Origin of the sequence: Kitasatospora sp. NPDC056800, from assembly GCF_042789775.1 — a bacterium.
GTDB lineage: Bacteria > Actinomycetota > Actinomycetes > Streptomycetales > Streptomycetaceae > Kitasatospora.
This window is the reverse complement of record NZ_JBHUAL010000005.1, coordinates 41,979-64,976: the sequence shown is the minus strand read 5'-3', so window position 1 is coordinate 64,976 and position 22,998 is coordinate 41,979. Positions and strand designations below refer to the sequence as shown.

The 22,998-nt window shown below is 59.3% G+C and carries 18 protein-coding genes; 13 read left to right on the top strand and 5 right to left on the bottom strand.

The features are described 5' to 3' along the window. The first annotated feature begins 225 nt into the window (after nucleotides 1-225). The 12 genes from ACFRQN_RS02385 to ACFRQN_RS02330 all read left to right on the top strand — a co-directional run bounded on the left by ACFRQN_RS02385 (nucleotide 226) and on the right by ACFRQN_RS02330 (nucleotide 15,724). Nucleotides 226-1,881 (top strand): terminase large subunit, encoded by a 1,656-nt coding sequence (locus ACFRQN_RS02385; RefSeq protein WP_380737631.1) that lies wholly within the window; start codon nucleotides 226-228, stop codon nucleotides 1,879-1,881. Then, nucleotides 1,847-3,334 (top strand): phage portal protein, encoded by a 1,488-nt coding sequence (locus ACFRQN_RS02380; RefSeq protein WP_380737629.1) that lies wholly within the window; start codon nucleotides 1,847-1,849, stop codon nucleotides 3,332-3,334. The genes ACFRQN_RS02385 and ACFRQN_RS02380 overlap by 35 nt, the downstream gene beginning before the upstream one ends. Then, a complete protein-coding gene (locus ACFRQN_RS02375; protein ID WP_380737627.1) occupies nucleotides 3,315-3,956 on the top strand; it encodes an HK97 family phage prohead protease in 642 nt (213 codons plus the stop codon). The genes ACFRQN_RS02380 and ACFRQN_RS02375 overlap by 20 nt, the downstream gene beginning before the upstream one ends. After that, the gene (locus tag ACFRQN_RS02370) at nucleotides 3,953-5,167 is read left to right on the top strand and encodes a phage major capsid protein (RefSeq protein WP_380737625.1); all 1,215 of its coding nucleotides are present in this window, start codon (nucleotides 3,953-3,955) and stop codon (nucleotides 5,165-5,167) included. Before ACFRQN_RS02375 ends, ACFRQN_RS02370 begins: the two co-directional genes overlap by 4 nt. 268 nt (nucleotides 5,168-5,435) lie before the next feature. Then, entirely contained in the window at nucleotides 5,436-6,167 is a 732-nt protein-coding gene (locus ACFRQN_RS02365; protein WP_380737623.1) for a hypothetical protein, read from the top strand. Continuing rightward, nucleotides 6,155-6,586 (top strand): hypothetical protein, encoded by a 432-nt coding sequence (locus ACFRQN_RS02360; RefSeq protein WP_380737621.1) that lies wholly within the window; start codon nucleotides 6,155-6,157, stop codon nucleotides 6,584-6,586. The genes ACFRQN_RS02365 and ACFRQN_RS02360 overlap by 13 nt, the downstream gene beginning before the upstream one ends. A 207-nt stretch (nucleotides 6,587-6,793) precedes the next feature. Then, nucleotides 6,794-7,780, top strand: a complete 987-nt coding sequence (locus tag ACFRQN_RS02355; RefSeq protein WP_380737619.1) for a phage tail tube protein — start codon at nucleotides 6,794-6,796, stop codon at nucleotides 7,778-7,780. Then, nucleotides 7,781-8,200 (top strand): hypothetical protein, encoded by a 420-nt coding sequence (locus tag ACFRQN_RS02350; RefSeq protein WP_380737617.1) that lies wholly within the window; start codon nucleotides 7,781-7,783, stop codon nucleotides 8,198-8,200. A gap of 49 nt (nucleotides 8,201-8,249) precedes the next feature. Continuing rightward, complete coding sequence (locus ACFRQN_RS02345; RefSeq protein ID WP_380737615.1) at nucleotides 8,250-8,510, top strand: hypothetical protein; 261 nt, start codon at nucleotides 8,250-8,252, stop codon at nucleotides 8,508-8,510. Nucleotides 8,511-8,710: 200 nt separating this feature from the next. Then, nucleotides 8,711-11,470 carry a phage tail tape measure protein gene (locus ACFRQN_RS02340; protein ID WP_380737613.1) on the top strand — a complete coding sequence of 920 codons (2,760 nt, stop codon included), beginning with the start codon at nucleotides 8,711-8,713 and terminating at the stop codon, nucleotides 11,468-11,470. Beyond that, on the top strand, nucleotides 11,467-14,601 hold the full coding sequence (locus ACFRQN_RS02335) for a hypothetical protein (RefSeq protein WP_380737611.1): 3,135 nt from the start codon (nucleotides 11,467-11,469) through the stop codon (nucleotides 14,599-14,601). The genes ACFRQN_RS02340 and ACFRQN_RS02335 overlap by 4 nt, the downstream gene beginning before the upstream one ends. 394 nt (nucleotides 14,602-14,995) lie before the next feature. After that, nucleotides 14,996-15,724 carry a peptidoglycan-binding protein gene (locus ACFRQN_RS02330; RefSeq protein WP_380737609.1) on the top strand — a complete coding sequence of 243 codons (729 nt, stop codon included), beginning with the start codon at nucleotides 14,996-14,998 and terminating at the stop codon, nucleotides 15,722-15,724. A gap of 382 nt (nucleotides 15,725-16,106) precedes the next feature. On the opposite strand, the gene ACFRQN_RS02325 is transcribed toward ACFRQN_RS02330, so the two are convergent. From ACFRQN_RS02325 to ACFRQN_RS02310, 4 genes are all read right to left on the bottom strand, one after another. Continuing rightward, nucleotides 16,107-16,565 carry a histone-like nucleoid-structuring protein Lsr2 gene (locus tag ACFRQN_RS02325; protein ID WP_380737607.1) on the bottom strand — a complete coding sequence of 153 codons (459 nt, stop codon included), beginning with the start codon at nucleotides 16,563-16,565 and terminating at the stop codon, nucleotides 16,107-16,109. Nucleotides 16,566-16,607: 42 nt separating this feature from the next. Continuing rightward, nucleotides 16,608-17,078: a hypothetical protein gene (locus ACFRQN_RS02320; RefSeq protein WP_380737605.1), complete on the bottom strand. Its 471-nt coding sequence runs from the start codon at nucleotides 17,076-17,078 to the stop codon at nucleotides 16,608-16,610. Nucleotides 17,079-17,580: 502 nt separating this feature from the next. Then, nucleotides 17,581-18,837 carry a DNA cytosine methyltransferase gene (locus tag ACFRQN_RS02315; RefSeq protein ID WP_380737603.1) on the bottom strand — a complete coding sequence of 419 codons (1,257 nt, stop codon included), beginning with the start codon at nucleotides 18,835-18,837 and terminating at the stop codon, nucleotides 17,581-17,583. A gap of 88 nt (nucleotides 18,838-18,925) precedes the next feature. After that, nucleotides 18,926-20,218, bottom strand: a complete 1,293-nt coding sequence (locus tag ACFRQN_RS02310; RefSeq protein ID WP_380737600.1) for a DUF3987 domain-containing protein — start codon at nucleotides 20,216-20,218, stop codon at nucleotides 18,926-18,928. A gap of 294 nt (nucleotides 20,219-20,512) precedes the next feature. Between ACFRQN_RS02310 and ACFRQN_RS02305 the strand changes: the two genes are divergently transcribed. Beyond that, the gene (locus ACFRQN_RS02305; RefSeq protein WP_380737599.1) at nucleotides 20,513-20,971 is read left to right on the top strand and encodes a hypothetical protein; all 459 of its coding nucleotides are present in this window, start codon (nucleotides 20,513-20,515) and stop codon (nucleotides 20,969-20,971) included. Nucleotides 20,972-22,062: 1,091 nt separating this feature from the next. Here the strand turns inward: ACFRQN_RS02305 and ACFRQN_RS02300 are convergent. Continuing rightward, nucleotides 22,063-22,866 carry a hypothetical protein gene (locus ACFRQN_RS02300; RefSeq protein WP_380737597.1) on the bottom strand — a complete coding sequence of 268 codons (804 nt, stop codon included), beginning with the start codon at nucleotides 22,864-22,866 and terminating at the stop codon, nucleotides 22,063-22,065. Nucleotides 22,867-22,998 lie beyond the last annotated feature (132 nt).

The following is a 22,998-nucleotide window of genomic DNA, read 5'->3' as shown; positions in this document are numbered from 1 at the left end:
ATGGCTCCCTCAGGTGCTACAAGTTCATGAACCTGAAAGCCCTGTTGGATGACGCCCGGCAGCCCGGTACTTCCTCGGGGTACGGACACACCTACAGTCGTCGTAGCGGGATCGCTTCGGCCATGCGGGAGCACTTAGACAAGTGTGATTGCTGTACGCCGCTGTAGCGGCGCCAGGGCCCCTCCGGGGGCCCTTTGCTTTGCCCGACACGCGAGAGGGGGTTGATTGCCCTATGACCTAGCACCGTACGCGCCAACCAATCCCCCGCCCGGTTGGTGGCGTTACGATCCGGACCGCGCTAAGCGGTCCGTTGATTTTGTTGAAAAGATCCTAGTCCACACAAAGGGCCGAACGGCCCGACAACCCTTCCTCCTTTCGCCGTGGCAAAAGGCCGGCATCTTTGAGCCGCTATTCGGCACCATCCGGTATGACGACCAGCTAGACGAGTGGGTTCGTCAGTATCGAATGGGCTGGATTGAGCTAGGGCGCAAGAACGGTAAAAGTGAGATAGCAAGCGCTATTGCGCTACTAGGCCTTGTCGGGGACAGCGAGGAAAGCGCAGAGGTCTACTCCGTTGCGGCTGACAGGGATCAGGCCGCATTGGTCTTCAATACGGCCAAACGGATGGTGGAGCTTAGCCCCATTCTTTCCCGGCGCCTAGAGATTATCGATTCGCGTAAACGGATTGTCGATCGCAAGTCCAACTCCGTTTATGCGGTTCTTCCGGGTGATGCTGCCGGCGCCCTTGGCGTCAACGCCTCGATGGTCCTTATGGACGAGGTACTGACGCAGAGGGATAGGCACCTATTCGACGCCATGCGTCAGAGCTTCGGTACCCGCACACAGCCTTTGATGTTGTGCATTACCACAGCGGCCTATACCTCAGCACGCTTCGCGCTAGAGGAACACGATTACTCGGAGCGGGTTGAAAAAGACCGGACTCTAGATCCTGCCCGTTTCGTCTATCTCCGCAATCTCCCGAAAAATGCGGACTGGAGTGATGAGGGAAGTCCCGGTGATCCCGCTAATGGCGTAAAGCCCTCCGGCTGGTATTGGGCCAATCCAGCCCTTGGCGACTTCCTCAACATCTCGACTCTGCGTGATGAGTTCCGGGATGCAAAGGAGAAGCCGTCAGCCGAAAATGCGTTCCGAGTCTTCCGCCTAAATCAATGGGTTGCTCAAGCCACCCGGTGGATTGGGATGGACGCCTGGACGGCCACAGCGGGCCCTAGGATCGATCGGGAGGCCTTCCGGGGCCGCCCGTGCCTTGCTGGCCTTGATCTGGCTTCTACGGCCGATTTCACGGCGTGGGTGTTGCTGTTCCCTGGAACGGCCGATGATCCCGGCGCCCCGGGTTACACCGTTGTCCCCCGATTCTGGATTCCGCGCGCAAACCTAGAGCGGCGGGCAGAACAGCGAGACGACTTCCTAGTCTGGGAAGCCCGGGGCGCCCTTACCGTCACCGATGGTGAGACTGTCGATTATGAGCGCGTCTACTCCGATATCTCGGAGGATGCCGAAATGTACAACATCAAGCATGTTGGTTATGACCCGTGGAACGCTCTACAGATTGTGCAGCGTCTTGAAGACGGCGGCCTATCCGTAGTCAAAATCCCCCAGTCAGCTACACGGCTAAATGAGCCGTGCAAGATGCTGGAAAGTCTCATCGCTGAAAAAACGTTTCGTCACGGTGGCAACCCGGTGCTTGCATGGATGGCAAATAATGTCGAATTGGAGTTTAAGGCTGACGGTTTGATGAAGCCGAAGCGCGTTAGGGACTCCGACAAGATCGACGGCATTGCCGCCACGCTAAACGCCTTGGCTGTTTCACTCATCCCGACCGAGGATGAACCGGACGTGGAATTTATCGCATTCAACTAGCCGCCTCGGGCGGAGAAGGGAGAACCATCAAGAAGCCCGAAATTCTTACCCGCCTCCGGGCCTATACCGTTCTCCAGACCATCGGAGGCGTTCTCATCACAGGTGCCGCTTGCGCGGCCTCCTGGGCCGCCGGAGCGCTCGTTGCCGGAATCCTCTGTCTAGGTGCCGGCCTGGCTGGCGAGAGGGGCCGCTAATGGCCCTCTGGCGGCTATTTGAACGCCGATCCTCGGGGCCCACACTTACCGCCCCTACGGGCTGGAACGGTGAGCCTTTCCGAGATATCGGCGCCAAAACCTACAGTGGAAAGGCTGTAAGCCAAAAGGGAAGCCTAGCGTTCCCTGCCGTCTTCTACTGCGTAAGCCTTATTGCCGACAGTATCGCAGCGCTTCCGGTAGGCACCTTTCTTTCCGGAAAGGATGCAAACAGACCCGTCCCTGATCCGCCTTGGCTTGTCAATCCAAACCCGTACATGACTAGATACGACTTTTGGCATCGAATATCGACGTCTCTACTTATGGACGGCAATGCCTTTATAGCCACGATCCGTGACGACGGCGGTACGGTTACCGCCCTTTATCCGCTTAACCCCCGGTCGGTGGTCATTGTCCAGACACAGGACGGACGGGACGTTGTCTTTCAGCACAACGGTACGACGTACGACCGGTCACAGATACTTTGGATTCCGTACTTCACTATTGCCGGCGAACCGCGCGGCCTCTCTCCCCTCGATATCGCCCGGCAGGCTATCGGACTTGGGCTGACGGCAGAAGAATACGGGGCCAGGTTCTTTGGTCAGGGTGCCAGTATGACCGGCATCATTCAGCATCCGGGTAGCCCTACCCGGGATCAAGCGCTAATGCTGCGGGACATGTTCCGTAAGAACCATTCCGGTATTGCCAACTCTCACAGTCTCGGCATCCTGACCGGTGGGGCCACCTGGCAGAGCGTATCAATTACGCCGGAACAGAGCCAGTTTCTTGAAACGCGCCGTTTCCAAAAGTCTGAGATTGCCCTTATCTATCGGGTGCCAGCCAATCAGGTTGACCCAACAGTCACATCTAGTTGGGGCTCCGGTGTCGAGGAACAAAACAAGTGGTTTATTGACCAGACGCTAAGTCCGTGGCTGGCTCGCATTGAGCAAGCCATATCGACTTTCCTTTTGCCCGGAAACCGGTACATCAAGTTCAACCTTAATGCCAGGCTCCGCGCCAAGACGGCGGAACGCTATCAGGCTTACGCCGTGGGCGTGCAAAACGGCTTCCTTAACGCCGACCGGATTGCACAGCTAGAGGATTGGGAGCCGATCCCGGATGGCCTTGGCGCGCAGTACTACCGTCCGGCAAACCTGACACCGATTACGGCAGAGACCGTTAAGACCTCTCCGCCTCCGGCGGTATCCCCGCCGGCTACCCAACCTACAGGAAAGGAGGCGAATGCCGACACTCCCGGATAGGGAAACGCGAACAACCTCCGGTGACTTTGAGATTCGGTCATCCGAGGATAACGGCGTAACCACGATGGTCGGTTACGCGGCCAAGTTCAATACCCGTAGCCAGGACCTTGGTGGGTTTGTAGAGACTATCGCCCCCGGGGCGTTCACCCGGGCCATCGAGGAAGCGCACGACGTACGTGCGCTCATTAACCACGACGCAAGCCTAATCATCGGTCGCACGGTTGCTGGCACTCTCCGGCTTTCCCAGGATGATACCGGTCTTCGTTATGAGGTAGACCTACCGGACACTACAGCGGGCCGGGACCTGGCCGAGTCTCTACGTCGGGGCGATATCTCACAGTCGAGTTTTGGTTTCCGTGTTCTCGATGCCGATTGGTCACTGGATACCGATGGTCGAGACCTCCGGACTATCCGGGACCTGGCCCTTTTCGACGTTTCACCGGTCACGTACCCGGCGTATTTGGATACGAATTCCGGCCTTGCCCAGCGCGACCTAGAGCGGGCCCGTGCCAGGCGACTTGCCGACTATCGCGACTTTCGGTCCCGCCAACGCGAGATTCAACACGCCATTGATGCCGACCGGCTCACCATTCTTTCGCTTACCGTAAAGGGGATTTCTTGAGTTTTGTTGCTCTCGCTCAGCGCGCCATTGACGCCCGCGCCCGTCTTTTCGAGGAATACAAGAGCGTCCTTGATGACGCGACGCTGACTGATGCGGACCGGCGTGCCCGCCTTGAGAAGCTGGATACCGCCCTTGAGGAGCGGGGCGCCGAGATTGCCGACTACACGGCCAAGGCGACGGCCGAGGCGGAGACTAAGCGGGCCGCCGAGAAGTGGGGAGTCCTTACCCCCAATGCGCCGACTGGTGAGCCGTCCACGGACGTGCGCTCTCTGCTTATCGACGTTGCCCGGGGTGACCTCCGGGATGCCCTTATTGTGCCGGAGACTCGCGCTCCGGGTGCCAATGTGCAGCCTCAGGCCGGCAAGACCACCGACCCGGCTTTCGCCGGTAATACTACGGCGATTCAGTTTATTGCCCAGGTTCTCGAATCGCTCCGTGAGCGTTCCCCGTTTATGTCGCTGGTGTCTACTTTCAACACCGCCACGGGTGAGGTTATCCGCTACCCGGTAAAGAACGCTCGGCCTCTGCCGACTGACATTGCCGTCCTTGCTGAGGGCGACAAGATCCCGTTCACTAAGGGCGGCTTTACCACCAAGGACCTTGGCGCCAAGAAGTACGGCGTTGGCACTCAGCTTTCTACTGAGCTTATCAACGACAGTGAGGTAGACATTACCGGCATTGTCGCCACCGACACCGGGGAGGCCCTGGCGGACCGACTTACCGCCGATATGCTGGCCAAGTTGCAGGCCGCCGTACCGGCTGGCAAGAAGGTCACTCAGGGCACCGGCCTTGGCCCGGTTACCTATGACAACCTCATTGACGTACAGCACAAGATCCGCACCGGTTATCGCCGAAATGCCGCCTGGCTTTTCGGTGATCTCCAGCTTGCGGAACTTCGCAAGATTAAGGACACCCAGGGTAATCCGATTTGGAACCCTTCTTATGTGGCCGGTGTCCCGGATCTTCTTCTGGGCAAGCCTTATGCGGTTGACGCCACTATTGCCGCCAAGGCGGGTACTGCCAATACCGATCTGATTTGGTACGGAGATTTCAGTCAGTTCAAGGTCCGCCAGGTTAAGGGCATCAACGTTTCCCGTTCCGATGAGTACGCGTGGGATTCCGACATGGTTTCTTGGAAGCTGACTTGGCGCGGTGATGGTGACCTTATGGACCTTGAGTCTGTCGCCGTTCTGCGATCGGCCGCTAGCTAAGGGGCGTTAATGAATATCGCCCTTACCGGCCAGCTAATCGGCATTGTGGGTGGGGTTCTCAACCCCACCCCGGGGACCGTTCTTGATGTGCCGGACGATGTTGCGGCCCGGCATATCGAGTTGGGCAACGCCGTGCCGGCGGACGCCCCATTTGATGAGGCCGCAACCTCCGAGACTGACACCGGGACCGAGCCGCCCCGCCCCCGGCGAGGGCGGCCCCCCAAGGCCCCCGTGAATTAATTAATTAATTAACTGACCAGGGAGGTACATGCGTCTACGTGTGGGCCGCACGGCCGCGCTCCGGGTGGACTTTGGGGACGACGACGACGGCGGCCAGGCCGCCGCCGTCCGCCTCCTCATCTACTCGGGCCATGAGGCCGGATACGGCAGCCCCGATCCCGTGGCAGATCTGCCGGCGGTCGGAGACGGCCGTCTATTTCATGCCGACTGGACACCTACCGCCCTAGGCCCCTACACGGGCATTTGGGCGGCCTCTGCCGGCGCCTACCGGCGCTTCTACTTCGAGGTTACGGAAGCGCCGATCGTGGCCGTTACCGAGATACGGGCTTTCGATGAATCCTTGGCCGATATCGTCCGCTTTCCAACGCCAACCCTAGTCGGCGTCCGGGACGCCGTAGAGCAGGAATTTGAACGCATCACGGACCGCTCTTTCGTTATCCGGGCCCGCCGGGGGTTCTTCATAGACCCCGCGCGCGAGGAAAATGACACCCGCCGGATTCTCGACAATCCGGACGGCAGCGTGACCATCGAGTACGGCCTATATCCCCCGCCGCCGGACGTTCGACGGGCCGCACTACTACGAATACGGGATGTTCTCCTGTCGGACAACTCCGCTATTCCAGATCGGGCCGTATCGTTTCAGGTTAGTGAGATGGGCACTTATCAACTGGCTACCGCCGGACGGGCCGGATACGAAACCGGCGTGCCGGAAGTTGATGCCACCCTGGCCCGGTACACGATGGATTGGTGGCTGATATGACCGTCCATGCATTGGCCGTCAAGCGCGGCTTGATCGACCATCTCATGGTGGCTCCGGGCCTCTCCGCTTTTCAGGTTTCATGGTCTTTTCCCCGGAACCCTGGCCGCTATTGGGTCATGGTCGGAAAGATTGATTGGCAGGATAGCCATTGGGTTACCAACCGGCAGACGGAAACCGTGTACGACATTCACACGGTTGTCTCTGTGGCGGTTCCCGGGGCGGATGCCGAAAAGGTCGAATCGTCGGCCCTACAGGCTGCGGAGGCTATCCGGCTTTCGCTGGTGTCTGATCCCTCCGTAGGCGGCATCGCCATTTCCAGTGTCTTTGTTCCGGATCGTCTCATCTCCTGGCCTACGCCTGACGGACATGAAGCACAGTGGGAAGGCACCGTGAGGATTACCGCCAGGGACAGCCGCTAAGGCTCCTTTGGGGGCCTGAGAAGCACTAGGAGGGAAACCCGTGCGCGTTATCTATACCGGCCCCCTGGGGGCCGTTCTCATCCCGTCGCTAGGCCTTGAGGCCGAAAGCGGCGGCCCGCCGGTCGACGTGCCGGCATCGATCGGAAATGAACTAGTCGCCAGGGGCGATTGGGTCAAGGCCACTACTGCGAAGAACAGCGAGGATTAATGGCATCAGTTTTTGACTCCTATATCGGTGTCGTCGATGAGGTAACCTACGGCACTGCGGTGCCGGTGACCCGTTTTTACGAACTGTCCAAGGAATCCGTTTCCGGCAAATATGAGCGCATTGAGTCCGGCGCTATGACAGTTGGTCAGCGCGTTATGCGCGCGGACCGATTCGCCCCTAACGCCAAGGGTGCAGACGGTTCCGTGGAACTTGAAGTACTCGACAAGAGTTTCGCCTTCTGGCTCAAGCACATGCTTGGCAACGTGGCTTCTGGCACAAAGGATGCGGACGGTTTCACCACCTATACGGGCACTATTGCCGACCTGTCCGGCAAGAGTTTCACCATGGAAATTGGCCGCGCCGACGCTGCCGGCGGCCTTAACCAGTTCGTCTATCCTGGCGGCAAGGTTTCCGGTTGGGAACTTTCCAATCAGGTTGACGGCGTTCTATCTCTCTCTGTCGATGCGGTATTCGCCAAGGAAACTGTTCGGACCGGTTCCCCAGTAACCCCGACCTATCCGGCCGGAGCAAAGCTTTTCACCTATCTCGGCGGAACCGTCTCCGTCGATAATGCAACGCTTGCCGTATCGGATGTATCGGTAAAGGGCGATAATGGGCTCAAGGACGACAGGTGGGCGATTGGCGTTGGTCGTCGCGAACCGCGCGAACAGTCCGCGCGAAAGCTGGAATTCTCCTTTAAGGGCGATTTCGACAGCATGACGGCATACAACAAGGCCTCTGCGGCCCTGGCCTCCGGCGCACTCGGAAATATCGTTCTGACGTGGGTTGGAGTCGCCCCCGATCCTGCCAAGCCGACCATCGTTCCGAGCATTACGGTAACCATGCCCAACGGTCGATTTGACTCCGCTACTCCGAACATTGAGGCCGGCAAGCTTCCCGACCTTGCCATTTCCGGTGTTGCTCTCAACGGGACGGGCAATGATGCCATCACTGTTGCCTATAAGACGCTTGATACGGCGGCCTAGTTGGCGGGCCGCAACAATACCGCTTTCCGCCTTGAGGGCTTTACCGCCTTCCGTGATGAACTGAGGGCGGCGGCCTCCGACCTTCCCCGCGTTGTTGAGCAGACGGATAGGGCCCTGGCGGAGCACACCATTGAGTCGGCCCGGAAAATGGCGGCCAGCCAGGGCAAGATGCCGGCCAAGGCCGCCGAATCATTGCGGGCCGAGAAGGGCCGCCGGGGCATCAAGATCCGCTACGGCGGGGATCGCTGGCCCTACGCCATGGGCGCCGAATTTGGTTCCTTCGCCTATCACCAGTTTCGCGGCTTCCGTTCAAACGGCTACTTCGTCTTCCAAGCCAAGTTCGTTGTTGAGCGCTACGAGCAGGCCGACACCTACTATCGCGCGCTAAGCAACGCCCTTTCCGAAGCCTTCCCCCGTTAGGAGATTAATGCATATTTCTTTCGACCCTAAGTCCCTCACCCTCGGGGACATGGTTCTTTTCAAGGACAAGACCGGCATTTCTGTGCAGGATGCTTTCAAGCCCGTCCCGGTGCTTGACGACGACGGCCAGGCCGTCAAGGACGACAAGGGCCGACCGGTCCGCCGGACCGACCTTGACCCGCTTTCACTGGTCACCCTGGTTTGGCTCATCGGCCGTAAGAACGATCCCGATTTCACCTTTGAGGCGGCCCTAGATGTGCCCGCCGTTGAGCTTGAGGTCAGCCTGCCGGAGGCCGACCCAAAAGAGTAAATGAGCTGCAACAATATGCGGCTTTCTGCCACTTCTACGGCATGACTTACCAGGAACTAATGGAAATGCCCTTGGATGCCTACACGGCATACACCGAGTATATGAAGGGGGCGACTACAGGACGGAGATAATTGGGTCGTGACCGTAGCCAGGAACTAGCAATTGTTGTTACGGGAGACGCGTCCGGCGCCGTCCGCGCAATGACGCAGGTGGCGGATGCAACCGGCCGTGCCGTTGATGCCGTTATCGAGAGTGCCACTCAGGGCACTACCGATCTGACGCAGACGGTAACCGGTCGTCTCCGAGATTCCCGGGGGCGTTTCGTATCTGCCGGAGAGGCCCTAGGAGATGCTGCCGGCGATGCTATTGCCGAGTCGACCGAGCAGGCAACGGAGGCCCTAGGACAGGGCATAGAGGGACGCCTGAGGGACGCCCGGGGCCGCTTTACTGCGGCCGGTGAAACGGTCGGTGAGGCGGGCGGCCAGGCTGTCACGGACGCCGTAGAGAATGCCGCGCAGACCGTAGGGGAGGGCCTTGGCGGAGGCCTAAGAGACGCGCGGGGTCGGTTTGCTGCGGCCGGTCGGGACGTGGGTGAGGAGGGCGGCCAGGCCGTCGCGGACGGCGTGGAAGCCGGGGCCCAAGACCTGGCCGCCGGCGTCGAAGGTGAAATGCGGGACGCGCGGGGCCGGTTTGTTTCCCAGGGAAAGGCCGCTGGCGAGGAAGGCGGCCAGAGCCTTTCTCAGGGTCTCCTTTCCAAGGGCGCCATCATGGTTGCCGGCGTTGCCGCCATTGCCCTTAAGGCCGGTGAAGCCCTGGCCGATGGCCTCAGCAAGGCCATGGACCAGGAAAAGGGCATTAGCAAGCTCCAAGCCCAGTTGGGGACCACGCCTCAGATGGCCCAGGAGTTCGGCAACATTGCCGGGCGCCTGTACGGCCAGGCCTACGGCGAATCAGTCGGTGACGCGACCAACGCCGTTAAGGAGGTTTGGCAATCCGGGCTACTGCCGGCAGATGCCACCAGCGCGGAGATTGAGAAAATTAGCGGCAGCGCCATGGCGCTTGCAGAAACGTTTGACCAGGATGTCAAGGGGACTGCGAATGCCGCCGCGCAGATGGTTAGAACGGGTCTGGCGAAGAACGGCCAGGAAGCCCTAGATATTCTGACCAAGGGGTTTCAGCAGGGAAACGATAAAGCCGATGACCTCCTTGACACAATGGTGGAGTACGGCACCCAGTTTCGAAATGTCGGCATTGATGGCTCTCAGGCCATGGGCCTTATTTCTCAGGGCCTTAAGGCGGGTGCGCGTGATGCCGATGTTGTCGCGGACACTATCAAGGAATTCAGCATTGAGGCCGTCGCGGGGTCGGACAAGATCCGGGGCGGCTATGAAAAGGTAGGCCTTAATGCCGACCGAATGTTTGCCGCTATCGGCAAGGGTGGCGCAAGTGCTAATGATGCCCTGGCTCAGACTTTTGATGCCCTCCGCAAAATCGAAGATCCGATTAAGCGGAATGCCGTTGCTACGGAGCTTTTCGGAACTAAAGCTGAGGATATGGGGGCCGCGCTTTATGCCCTTGATCCGCGTACCGCAACACAGGCTATGGGCGATTTTGCCGGCGCGGCCGGCAAGCTCGGTGACACGCTTCACGACAACTCGTCTACGCGCATTGAGCAATTCAAGCGGGGGCTAGAGCAAGGCTTTGTCAACTTTATCGGCGGGTCGGTTCTACCCGTTTTGGAGCGTTTCGGCAACGTCATTGTCAGCACTTTTGGCCCGGTATTCAGTGCGGCTATTGACACCGTACGCCTTTTTTTTGGCACTTTCACCGGCGAGGGTGCCAGTACTGACCTCTCGTCCGGGTGGATAAACAAGGTCATCGAGGCCGGGGCAACTGCCCGAAACATATACGACAATGTCACGTCCTCTGTCCGTTCTTTCATATCCACGCTCACCGCAGAGGGCGGCCCGGTATCGGGCACCATAGAGGTAATGCGCGGAGCGTTCGACCGCTTTTCCGCCGTCATACGAGATCAGGTCATCCCTTGGGCCGAGGCTCTTTGGCCGAAGATCGCTCCCGTTATCGAGAATTTGAAGAATACCGTCTATGTCGGCTTCGAATACATCCATGCAGTTTTCGCAACAACCATTGCGGTTATCGAGGCGATTTGGTCGCGCTGGGGTGACAACATACTTCGTGTGGCCACCGCTTTTGTTGGCCAGGTAATGGGCGTTATAGGCGGATTCCTCGATATTGTCCGTGGCCTTTGGGAAATGGCCATCGGCCTTTTGACCGGAGATTGGGACCGATTCTGGAAGGGCGTAACCGATATAGCCGCCGGAATCGGTCGGGTAGTCGTTTCAACCGTAAAGGGAACGTGGGATATGGTCTACGGCGCCTTTAAGGGGCCAATTGACAGTATGACTAATACGTTCGATTCTGCCATGAATTGGCTGAAAAATGGGTGGCAAAATGTCAAGGACTGGTTTTCCCGAAACCTGTCGTTCGACTTTGGCGGAATGTGGGACGGAATATTCAACGCCTTCAAGGCGGCCGTAAACAAGGTGATCCGGGGCTGGAATGGCCTTGAGTTCACCATTGGTGGCGGAAGCGTTTTCGGTGTCGATATTCCGTCGTTTACTCTGGGCACTCCGAAAATCCCGCTTCTTGCTGCCGGTGGAAACGTGCTCGGCTCAGGTGCGGCCATTATCGGTGAGGCGGGGCCAGAACTTCTACAGTTGCCGACCGGTGCCCGGGTGACGCCTCTCACGGGGTCACAGCGGGGCCTTTCCGGCGCCTCTGAGCCTCAGGCGCCCACCGTGATTGTGAACGTCTCTGTGGCTGGCTCTGTGGCCACGGAACGCGACTTGGCGCGGTCGATTGCGGCCAGCGTCCGTGACGAGATTATCCGCATTGGCAACAGGAACGGAGGCAGGACCGGTTTCGGTCTGCAAGCATGACAAGTCGTCTGAGTTTTGAAACAGAAATCGCCTTCGAGTCAACGATTAACGAAACGCCGGCATGGAAGCCGGTAACCCGGTGGGTTAAGGGATGGGAGAGTAAGCGCGGGCGGTCGTTCGCGCTTGACAACTTCGAGACTGGACAGGCAACTGTAACCCTGGATAACGCGGATGACCGGTTCTCTCCGGCCCCGTTCCTGAAGATATCCAATCCGACCAACAACCTGTTCCCCAGCGAGAAGCCCGGGGATAAGGAAAGCATCCCCGGGGCGCCCTATTTTCCGGTGTCTCTGCTCAAGACGTATGGCAGTGTTGCCGTAACCGTGAGCGCGTTTCCAGATCTCACGTCCGGTTGCGCCAGGGTCGCGATGCCGGCCCTGGCGGCATGGACCGATATTCTGTCCTTCCCGGAAGTTCCGGTGATTGACGGCACGGAACAGCAATTTGCCATTCAGCTACAGCAGGCCGATTGGTCACAGCCCGAATTTACCATCGGCCTGTTCGTGCAATACATGAATAGCCAAAACGTATCCATCGGCTATGCCCACGGCACCACCCCCGTAAAGATCACCTACAACTCGACTCAGTCTCTCATTTTTAAGAACGTGGCACCGGTCGGCGCCGTCAAGGCTTCTTATCGTCTGGTGTCTCGGGCCGCCAATCCGGCAGGGGCAATCCTCATCACTTCGGCCCATGCGTATAATGCGGCGCCCTACATTGGCGAACCGGATTGGTATTTCAGTCAGGAAAAGACCACCATTGTTCCTAACCGGCGGCTACGGATTCACTCGGTCATAGGTAACAACGTGTTCCCTCGATGGGCGACTAGCCCCATGGTCGATGGGTGGTGGCAGCAAGGCTTTGATGGGACGGGTAGTCAGGGATCGCTTACCAAAATTCCCCCTGCCGAAAAGTGGGAGTTTCCGCGTGGACCTTCCGGGGAAACATGGTGGGATTTGGGTTTTCGGACCACATCCCGGGGCGAACCCTCCCCGGGGATTGGCACTCAGGTAGTGCGCTTTTCCTATCGCAAGTCTCGGGCTGATGCTGTTCCCGGTACCTCCTTGAAGATCGGCGCAAATTCGATCTACACCCAAACCGCCCCGGTACCATTCGCGAATTATGCTTTCTCCGGGTGGGTCAAGTGGACTGACGAGAACGGGCACACTGTGCCGGCGTCCGGAACCCCCTTGGTGCTGACGGCATGGGCCGTCGATCAAGTTAATCCATCAAACACGTGGACTCTGGGAACGCTCACTCTGACGCCTACGGCGGAGTTTGCTCGGTTCGCTTTGAGTGGCACGATGCCTTGGGGCATGGTCGCGCCGCAAATGAAGTTGACGTTTAACGCCCGTCAGGATTCCGACCGGTCAACGATCGCCGGAGATTTTGGGATCGATATCTCGGGACTCCAGTGCGCGCGGACTGATAGCGGATACAAGGCTGTGCCGTTTCGCTTTGGCGATGGGGCCGAACCCGTTTACTCGGGATTCATTGACAGCATCCGGGCAGACAACAATTGGACGTTCGGTGCCAACGATGTACGCATGGAATGCTCGGATGACCTGAGAATCTTTTCCGACACGTCATGGAATACGCCCTATCAAGCGGTGATCGGCAGAAACCAAAATGTCATCGCACATTTTCCCCTCACTGACCCCGTTGAGTCATACCCGCTGGTCGGTGAAGCAAGCGGGTACATTGATCCTAGCTCTCAGGCTATTTGGTTTCCGTATCGACAGATCACCTATGCCATTCCCGGATTCGTGAATGGCACTCAGAACGGAACGTGCATGTCCTTTGGCCCGGACAGTAGCGGCTATGGCACGGTCATTGACATTACGGACCCTGCCCTACGGGATTTGGGAACGCAGAACAAGGACCGAGCCAAGGGGCGTATTGACAAGGGATACGGTACGGACTTTTGGGTCAAACTTTCATCCGCTACCATCGTGCGTCCGACAAGCGGAATTTTGCACTACACCGTTTTGTCTCTAGGCAATACGGTGCAGATTGGTGTAGCCCTCTCGCCAACCAATGATTGCCTTTTCGCCAACACGGGTACCGAAGGGTCAACGTACCTTCTCATGCCCATGGGCTATCTTCTCGATAATCAGCCGCATTTCCTGTCCGTCTCGGTCGGCCCTGCCGACAATGCCACCGGAAAGCGTGCGGTAACCCTCAATGCCGACAACTGGGCATATAGGAAAACCTACGTCAGTCAGCAGTCTGGCTACCCGTGGACGGAGCGGAGCACCATTGCCGGCCACTACAACGACGGCACGCGCTTCCAATATCAGTTCACTGGCCAACTTTCCTGTCTGACCATCTACGACACCGGTGCGGAGGATGTGACAGCTAAATGGACAGTCGGGAGGAACAATCCGAACCAGCTTGGAACCGCGCGGACAACATTCCTGACGGGAATGGTTCACCCTCGATATGACGTGGCGAATTGGCGATGGGGTGCCGGCCAAAGTCCGGCAAATTTCGGTCCACTTGATTTCAGCGGAATCAACGCCCTGTCGGCCGTACAGGACGTGACTCAAGACTGTCAAAGCGCGTTCTTTGCGACGCGTGAGGGGCGAATTGGGTATTTGGAGAAGGGGACAGTTGACGCTTTGATGGACTACGGTTCGAGCGTCCCCGGAAATGAGATGACGTTTTATGCCAATCGGGGGGAGGGTCCGGAACCTGGCTATACGCTGGACTACGACCTGTCCCGGGTATACAACGTCGTCACATTCTCTCGCAAGGGAGGAATCTCTAAAACGTCTGCCAGTGCGGCATCCGTGCAGCAGTTTGGGCGTCGCACCTACAGGCGTGAACTCAAGGTGATTGACGATTCCTGGGTGATCAGTTGCTCACGCCAGTTCCTCAAGCGTTGGGCTAATCCGATTCCGCGCCTTAGTGCACTTCAATGGAATCTCGCCAGCAACGATACTGTTGCCGCCAAAATCCTGTCCCTCGACTTGATCGGGCGGGTAGTCATCAGAGAGGACGATCCCGCGTTTCCCGGTGGCATGGTTTATCGCAATGCCTATCGGGTGGAAAGTATTTCTCATCGTGTGGCCGTGAATGGTGAGTCTGTGGAATGGCTTACCACCATGGACACGACGGCCGTCAAGTAAAGGGGGGTTGTGGAGTATTGGAGTACGGCTATCAGTCTTGCCGGCCTGGCGGTCGGTTTAGGTGTTGCGTTCGTCCGGTTCCGGTCTGAGACGGATAACGAGTCGGCCCGGCTGTGGCGCGAAAATGCCGAGGCAGAGAAGGCGCGGGCGGATCGGTTAGAGGGGACCATCCGGGACCTGACGGCCCGGGTTGAACGTCTGGAGACGGAAAACGCGCTTCTCCGTTCCCTGGTGAGCGGGGCCCTACGCGGGCCCGTACAGCCCGTAGAGACGCGCAAGGCTCCGGCTGTCCAGTCGGAGGACAACGGCCCCGCCTAGGGGCCCTACAGGCACGCAAGCCCCCGGCATGTCGCCGGGGGCTTTCCCATGACCGAACAAAAGAGGAGAGGGACTTATGAGTCTTGACAGCATGCTGGCCGAGTGCCGTAAGTGGATTAGCCAGGGCTACAAGGAGGGCCGCAATAACGACACCACGTTTGGCCGATGGTACGGCCTCAACAATGAGCCGTGGTGCGACATGTGGATTAGCTATTGCGCGTCCGCCTCTGGCAATGCCGACGTGATCGGCCGGTTCGCTTATTGCCCGTCGCACGTCAATTGGTTTAAGCAGCGCGGACAGTGGTCCGAATATCCGCGCGTCGGCGCCATTGTTTTCTATGACTGGGATGGCGATGGTGTCGCCGATCACGTCGGCATTGTGGAGTCTTTTACCGACACCACGATTACCGCCCTTGAGGGCAATACGTCGTCCGGCAATGCCGGCTCCCAGAGCAACGGTGACGGTTGTTATCGGCGTGTCCGGCCGCGCAAGGTTCGCCAGGTTCTTGGTTATGGCTATCCGGCTTACTCGGGTAATTCCACTCCGGCGCCCAAGCCTCCGACTCCGCCCGCCGGCGTCCCGGCTTGGCCTGGCCGGTATCTCAAGCTCACCCGCCCGTATATGACCGGTGAGGATGTGCGGACTTTTCAGGCGCGCCTTAAGGCCCGTACTTGGCAGATTGACGCCGATGGGGCTTTTGGTCCGGCGTCCGATTCCATCACCCGCCAGTTTCAGGCACGACACGGCCTAGAGGTAGATGGTGTGGTTGGCCCGAATACGTGGGCGGAGGCCTGGCGGGGATAAACAGAAAGGCCACCGGCGATTATCGATTATCACGACCAGAGAGGATCAGTTTGATTAGCTTCATCTCCCGTAATGCCGTCCGGCTTTATGCCGTTGCCGCCGCGCTCCTGGCGCTTGGCGCGCATTACCTTCCGTCCCTGCCGGTTGGTCTTGTCCTGGCCGCCGTGGCGGCCGTCCTGGGCCTCTCCGTGGACTCCGTGACTGTGCCTGTTGGCCGGCACCGGGCTGCGGTGCGGGAGGCCCTGCACACGCCTCCGCCCCTGCCGGACGGCCCGGCGGCCGGAGGCACCCCGGGGAGTAATTAATTAATTAACTAATTGCGCGCGAGCGCGCAGAAAGGGCCCCCGCCAAGGCGGGGGCCCTTCTGTCGTTTCCGGGCTGATCAGGAGATGTCGTCTACGCTGATTTGGTGGGCCAGGGCGTATGCGTTCTTGACGTCGCCCGGAACCCGTCCCCGGTCCGGCACGTCCAGCTTTTCAGCCTTCGCCCAAGCCCGAACGGCACTGGCGGTGTGAACGCTACCGGCGCCACCACGCTTACGGCCCCGACCGGGCCGGTTGCCCTGGCCGCTCTTGCGGCCCGCCACGGTGGCGGCGGCAATCTGCGTCTGTCCCGGAATCTGCGTCGGGTCGGGTTCGTCCTCAACGATGGTGCCGGCAGCGATGTACGGCGCCAGAAACGCCCGGAGCGCGTTGGCGCCAAGCTTGCCCTCTCGGGCAAGGTCAATCTTGAAGTTGACGCCGTCAAGGCCGAACTGCACCGTATCGGCCTGATCCTCCGTGAGGATTTCCTTCGTGCGGTCGTCCCGAATGGTACGGGTTTCCTGCTTGATGATTGCCATGTGTTCTCCTCCTGGTGACTGACTCTGACTCTTTAGCCTTGATTAGGCGTCAAGGGCGTAAAGGTCTTCCATGAAGCTGTCAACCATGCTGTTCCAGAAGTCGAACGCCGGCGTGTCCTCCTCCTGGGCGTTCAGCATGGCGAGCCAGTTGGCCTCAGCCGCCGCAAGGTCAACAACGCCGTACTTTTTGCAGAGGGCAACTTCCGCCTTTTCGCGCTTGGCCTTGGCGGCGGCGGCCTCCTGGGCGGCCTTGGCGTCCGCCTCTGCCTTGGCCGCACGCTCCTCCGGGGACAGGCCGTCGTCCTCCTGGCCGTCGCCCTCCGCCTCCGTGTCGTCCTGCTCGACCAGTTCGTCAATCTCCTCCTGCACGTCTTCCGCGCAGTTCGGGCAGAGGGTCATGCCGTCCGGCAGACCCTCCGACAGGTCGAGTTCCTCGGTGCCGGCGAACCGCTTCGCAATGGCGAGCTTGACGCGCACGCACCCGCCAGCGGGGATTTCGTCGGCGTGCGCCACGCTCGGACGGCTCTTTTCAAAGAAGGCCACTAGACTCCCTTTCCGTGTCCCGTTTCCTAGGGACTGTATCCGTTGCGGGTTTATCCCGTCAACCCGGTTTTGTGTTATCCATTCGCCCAAGCCAACTTCAACGAACGGACTACACGGTTCGCAAATCTGTGCGATGCCTCCGGGCTCCCGATTGGGAGTCCAGGGGAAGCCCAAAACGGCCAATCTGCCGGCCTCCGGGCAGTGCCAGGCGTTGCCCGCACTGTGTATCTTGCCTCGGTCGTCCTGTCTGAGCAGTAGCCCAGATCGGCAAATCCGATTTATGACCATAACCCTTGATCCGTTTCCGCCAGGAAGGGTCTTTGGGTAGGACCGTGATCGCTCCCCCGACGCCGTGCGGGTTCGTCGCGTCTCGGTCTTACGAGAAGGACACTAGCATACGGTGCATGTCGTATGTCAAGCGTTGCTGATGCCGGCAATGCGAAAAGGGGCCCCGCCTAAGCGGGGCCCCTGGTCACTCTTGCCACTCGGCTAGAGGATGGAACTTGCCGGCTACTGACCAGCCAACGATTTCCCCTGTCGCTACCGCCCGGATCGGCTTACCGCCCTCCGGGCGGGCAGGTCCGCGCATCAGGGTTGTCCATGTCGCCTCTAGTCGATCCTCGGGCGGTACAGGCAGAGCGAGCGCGGCGGCCAAGACGTGTACACCGAAGCGCGGCGGGACAGCGTTGCCTACCTGCTGCGACTGGTCACCACCACGCCAGGGGTAGTCATTGGGGAAGGTTTGCAGTACACCCGCTTCGGAGATGGTCAAGCGGCCTGGCTCATGCATGTTGCCGTTAGGGTACCGAACCGTATTGCGCGAGACTTTTCCGGTGACAGTAAACGCGGGCTGTCGATGCGTACGAACGCCCCTTGCCTGAGGATTGCCGCCGCTTCCATAATTCGACACAATCTCGAATGGCGACACTCGTTCTTCCGGTCCACGCTCCGGCCCTAGAACGTGCTCCATGGGAACCCAAGGGGCCATGTGCCTAGTGTCTAGCGTGTGGTCGTCGGGACCGCCCTCAATCGGCTTGTGCGGATTGAATGAATGGTGCGTCGGGGCCGGAACGGGAGGCGTGCCGTATTTGGCAAGTCGCGCAATCAACACTGCACGTTGGCGGCTTTGGGGCACGCCGTAGGTTTCGGTCCGCAGCGTCTTTACCTCCGCAACCGCATACCTGACTCGGGTTCCATTCCTTCCGGGCAAGCCCTTTTCCAAGGCGATTTTATAGGCCTCCCAAATGGGCGCCACCTGGGGGACTTGCTCCAACACAATCACATCGAACGGTCGACCGTTCCGCCTGTCACTGTCGAGTGCCTTTATCGCATAGCGGAGCGGTTCCAAAACCAGCGCAGTCCGGGGGTCGCCGGCCGCACTGTTCAATTGCCCGTCAATCTCTTTTTCGCTTGCGCCATTGACCAAGGCGTCTATGAGGCCTTGTACGGTCTTCAAGGACTTTCGACCCGCACCGTTGCCGGCTATTGAATATGTCTGGCAGGGGGGTCCGCCTGCAAGAATGTTGAGGTCCCCTGGAAGTTCCTCGAATCGGCTTCTACGTACAGCGCTAACGTCAGCGTGCCAGGTTTTGAGACCTGCACTATAGCGCGTGGCGCACGCGTCACCATCCCACTCGATTCCGAGTGAGCGCACACCCAAAAGGTGTGCGGCAACATCGATTCCCCCGGGGCCGGCAAACAAGTCCAAAATGTAAGGATTCTCGATCATACCCCTCCGTGTCTCAGCTTTCGCCGGATTGCGCATGTTGTTGATTAAGGAAAAGGCGGCCCCGCATTCACGCGGGGCCGCCGTCTCCCTACAGGGCGCCGTCGCCGTTCACTGCGTCGGGCAGATAGTAGATTGTGGCCGGCCGCCCGGCGCCCTCCTTGTGCCCCTTCTTTTGAGATGCGCCAAGCGATTCAAGAAGGGCCTTGATTTCAGCGGAGGGGGTATTGGGGCCAAGCCTCTCCCTGATCTGCATAAGCGTGAGTCCCTGGTTAACCTTCCCCAAGGTCCGAAGGGTGGCCCCCAGGAGGGACGCTTTACTGTTGCCGCTTGTTGAAACTTGCTGCCCGATACCCTGAGTGGACACCACGTATTCGATGCTGGCAAGGGTGTATTCGCAGATTGCGTTTGCGGCCTCAAGGTCCTTGACGCCGATTTCTTTTCGGCCGTCTGCCAGCGCATAGAGTGCGGCAAGTCGGAGCGTATAGGGGCGCCGGCGTGCCGTGAACTCTTCCATCATTTCGCTGTCATCTTCAATGTCTGCGCCAGCCTTGACGTACAGCACATCAGCCCAGTAATCATCCGCCTCCGCAGTGCGGTAGATGATCATATCCTTTCGGGCCTTGAGAAGGTTTTCCCTCAGCTTCCCTACTTCGCGTTCCAGCTTTTCGCGGTCCAGGAGGCCGCGCCCGCCGCGCGGCAAGTCCTTGGACTGTGTGACGTTGAAGATTTGAAAGCGGTTGTAGGTACCGCCGCCCAACTCCCCTTCCGAGAATCGATCCCGGAATTCCTTGGGGGTGATGTGCGCCAGGATGGCGATATGCGGCCTAGTGGCCACCAAGGGGTCTTTCTTGACCTTTGATGAAAGGTCGTCTCCATCCCACGCCTGGCGAATGGTTGCGGCAAGCGAGCCGATGGCTGCGGAATTTGCCATAACCTTGCCGTATTCACTGGAGAACACCCATCGGCTTTCGTGGCCGATGTACGGGGCCGCCGAAATGAGTTCTCCGCCTTCCTCGGCTTCCTCGGTGGCATCACGAACTTCGGCGATAAGTCCAGGGCCGGAGGTCAAGTCGCGAATCGTGTTGGTCTTGAACCAAGCCGCATTGAGAATGTCAAGTGCCGCCTTGGCGGAATTTGTTGCCGTACCCTTTTTGCCGGTGTTCGATCGGCCGATAAGGAGGCAGAAGATCAGGACCGGGTGGTCTTCAAGGTCGGTAATCCAGACGCGGGGTCGGGGGCCCAGGAAGGCACTTACTCCCGTCATGAGTGATCCGAGGATGCCGATGGGGTCACCCTCGCTACTGGGTTCCAGAAGCCGAACGATCCGGCCAAGGGTGCCGTGATAAACCTTCGGGTCCGGTGTGGGGGCCTTGAGCTGCACGTCGTGTTCTCTCCTGTTTCCGCCAGGGCCCCGGGGGCGGTCGCCCCGGGGGAATAATTAATTAATTAAATAACCTCCCCACCCGCCGGCGGATTAGTTAATTAATTAATTACTTCACTCTAGCGTCTGACGCGCCCTCAGGCAAACGCCCTGGTCATATGCGGCGATTTCCGACATATTGGACACCACCACTAACTGATCATGTCGAATGGGCGTGCGATAGTCGCAAGCCCATCACATACGCACACTTCCGTATGCTATGCTCCGGCTACATCCTTCGACAGGAGAAGCACTATGCGCAAGGAACTGTCCCTTAAGACCGGTGCAACGGTTGACCTACTGGCGCGCCTTGAAGAGGCCGCCGACTCGTTGCGCATGTTCATGGAGCCGGACAACGATATGGTTGACGTTGCCTCCGAGCACCGGGCGGCTAGCCGCGCTTTCCTTAACGCCAACGTCTATGTTCAGATTCTCGAAGCACTGGAAACCGCCAAGGCCGGCACGGTCGTTGACTACGGCCCTATCACGTTCAAAGCAACGGCACAGAAAGATACGTGGGATGTCACTGGCATGCCGGATGGCACGTGGACGCTCTCCAAGCGCTTCTTTCGGTCCGACGCTTCCACGGTGGCCCCGCCGGAGGGCAAGGGCCTGTTGCATCTGTACGAAAGCGGCGGGTCCTATGTGACCTCAGCAGTCGGAAAGACTCAGGCTAAGGCCTGGCTGGAGAAGTACCGGAGTGAATCGAAGTAGCCTGGACCGCAAGGCCCCCGCCCCAACGGGCGGGGGCCTTTTTTCATTCCGCCGGGGGCGGGGGCGGAGGCGGGGCCGGCAGGTTCGGTTCAACGGCCTGATGTACGGCATCAAGACTGTTGAAACACTCGCTCACCGGAATTGAGTAGCTGATGTTACAGATGTTGCACCGGTAGAAAATTGCCTGTTCCTCAACGATGGCCATTAGGACTGCTCCTTTTCGTTCTTCCAATAGCTGTATGCCAGGGCGAGAGTTCCACCTAGCAGAGTGAGGCCTATTACGGCCTGAATGGCGGTGGAGACGGCCACGTGAAAGATTGCGCTTATGATTGCAATCTCAATGAAGAGTAGGCCGCCTACACAGAAGATGGCTCCGGTAAGGGCTAGGCCTGTCAGTAGCCAGATAATCCAGGGCTTTGGGGTTTCGTTCATTCGCTACTCCGTGTATCGCGCTTGGTTGTTGGATATGGCTTGCCGGCTTCCGGGGCCGGTGTGCTCCTGGCCGCGCTTAAGGCGGTTGGTGTTCATGGAGTCGCGCAACTTCTCAACGGCCCGACTGTGGCGCTTGGACCACGTGGCCAGGGACGCGCCGGAGGCCTCTGCGGCCTCTGTCGGCCCGTAGGCCCATCCGTCGCACAGAACGGCCCTGGCGGCCTCTGGGAGCCTTTCCCATGCGGCCCTGGCGTCTAGTACGGCGTCCACGTGGCCCATGCCGTCACGGCCCTTCTGGGCGCCCCGTGACCAGTCGGGCAGTAGGGCGCCGGAGCGCACTTGCTGGCCCCATTCATCGGCCGGCAGGAACATTGAGCCTAGGATTACTTCTACCTCCGTTGCGGAGTAGAGATATTCGGCGCTGCCGTGCAGGGCCCGACCGCGTTCCTTTCCGCAATACTCGGTTGCGAATCGCCGGAGGCTCACAGCGACCGAGCCGTTTACGTTGTCGGCCTTGGCGAAGGAAGCCGACTTCTCGACCAGCTTTAGGGACAGTTCGCCGTAAAGGTCGTCTGCGTCAATTCCGGGCCAGTCTCGGGCAAAGGACCGGCTGACGCTTCGAGCCAGGGGCAGGAACTCTGTGGGGTCAAACGTGATGGTCAACTAGCCTTCCGAAGGGTTCCGCCGGAGTAGAGAACCCCGTCGTAGGTGAAACTGCCGTCTCCGGCAATCATGTGAATCTCAGGGTCAACGCGCCGGCCATTGACACGAAGAACACCAAAGGCCATTTGCCAGTTTGCGTATCCGGTGGAAAGGTAAGAAACCTTCCTCAGGTCGGATATGTGGCCGAGTTCCATTCCGATTCGTGGACGCATTCGTCCACCCCAGCCGTGTGAGGTTTGGACGATGCCGGCACGGTGCGTGTGGCCACAGGCCACATTGATTCCGTACTTGACGGCCGCCGAATAGGCCGTGGCCCCTGCCGTCTGGCTAAGGGTGATTTCCTTGTTGTCTCCATGAGTGGTCACCCACCCATGGGCAACCCGGTGGATACTGTCGCGCTGCTCAATCCCGAACGCGTCAAAGTCCAGGAGTCGCGAGTATTCCCATTCGGGCATGTCCGCGACGGCCGGAGCGTACTTCCACAGGTAGTCGGAAATCCGCCGATCGTGGTTTCCCAGGTGCATGCCCTTGTACCCGGAGTAGTTGGAGAACCAGAGATCAAGGATGCGCCTGCCGGCTTCCCGCTCCGCCCGCACACCTCCGGCAAACTCGGCAATGGTCCCCTTGGACCATCGGGACGGGGCGTCAAGGTTGAGGAAATCCCCGGTGTGAACTACGCCGGCAAAGTCTCCCTCTCGAATCAGGTTGCCGATGTTGGCTACGGCCGGGCCATGATGTTCCGGAACGTGCGTATCCGGGATGAGTAGGACCGTGTGTGGACTGTCGCTAATCTGCTTCAAGCGGGAATTCCTCCTTAACGGCCTGGCCATCTGCGATCTGCCAGACCTCAACGTTTTCTCGGCCGTACCGGGCGTAGAGCTGTGAAACCGACCGGCGCATTTCCGGCTTTGTGTCGTAGATCCGTGGACCAC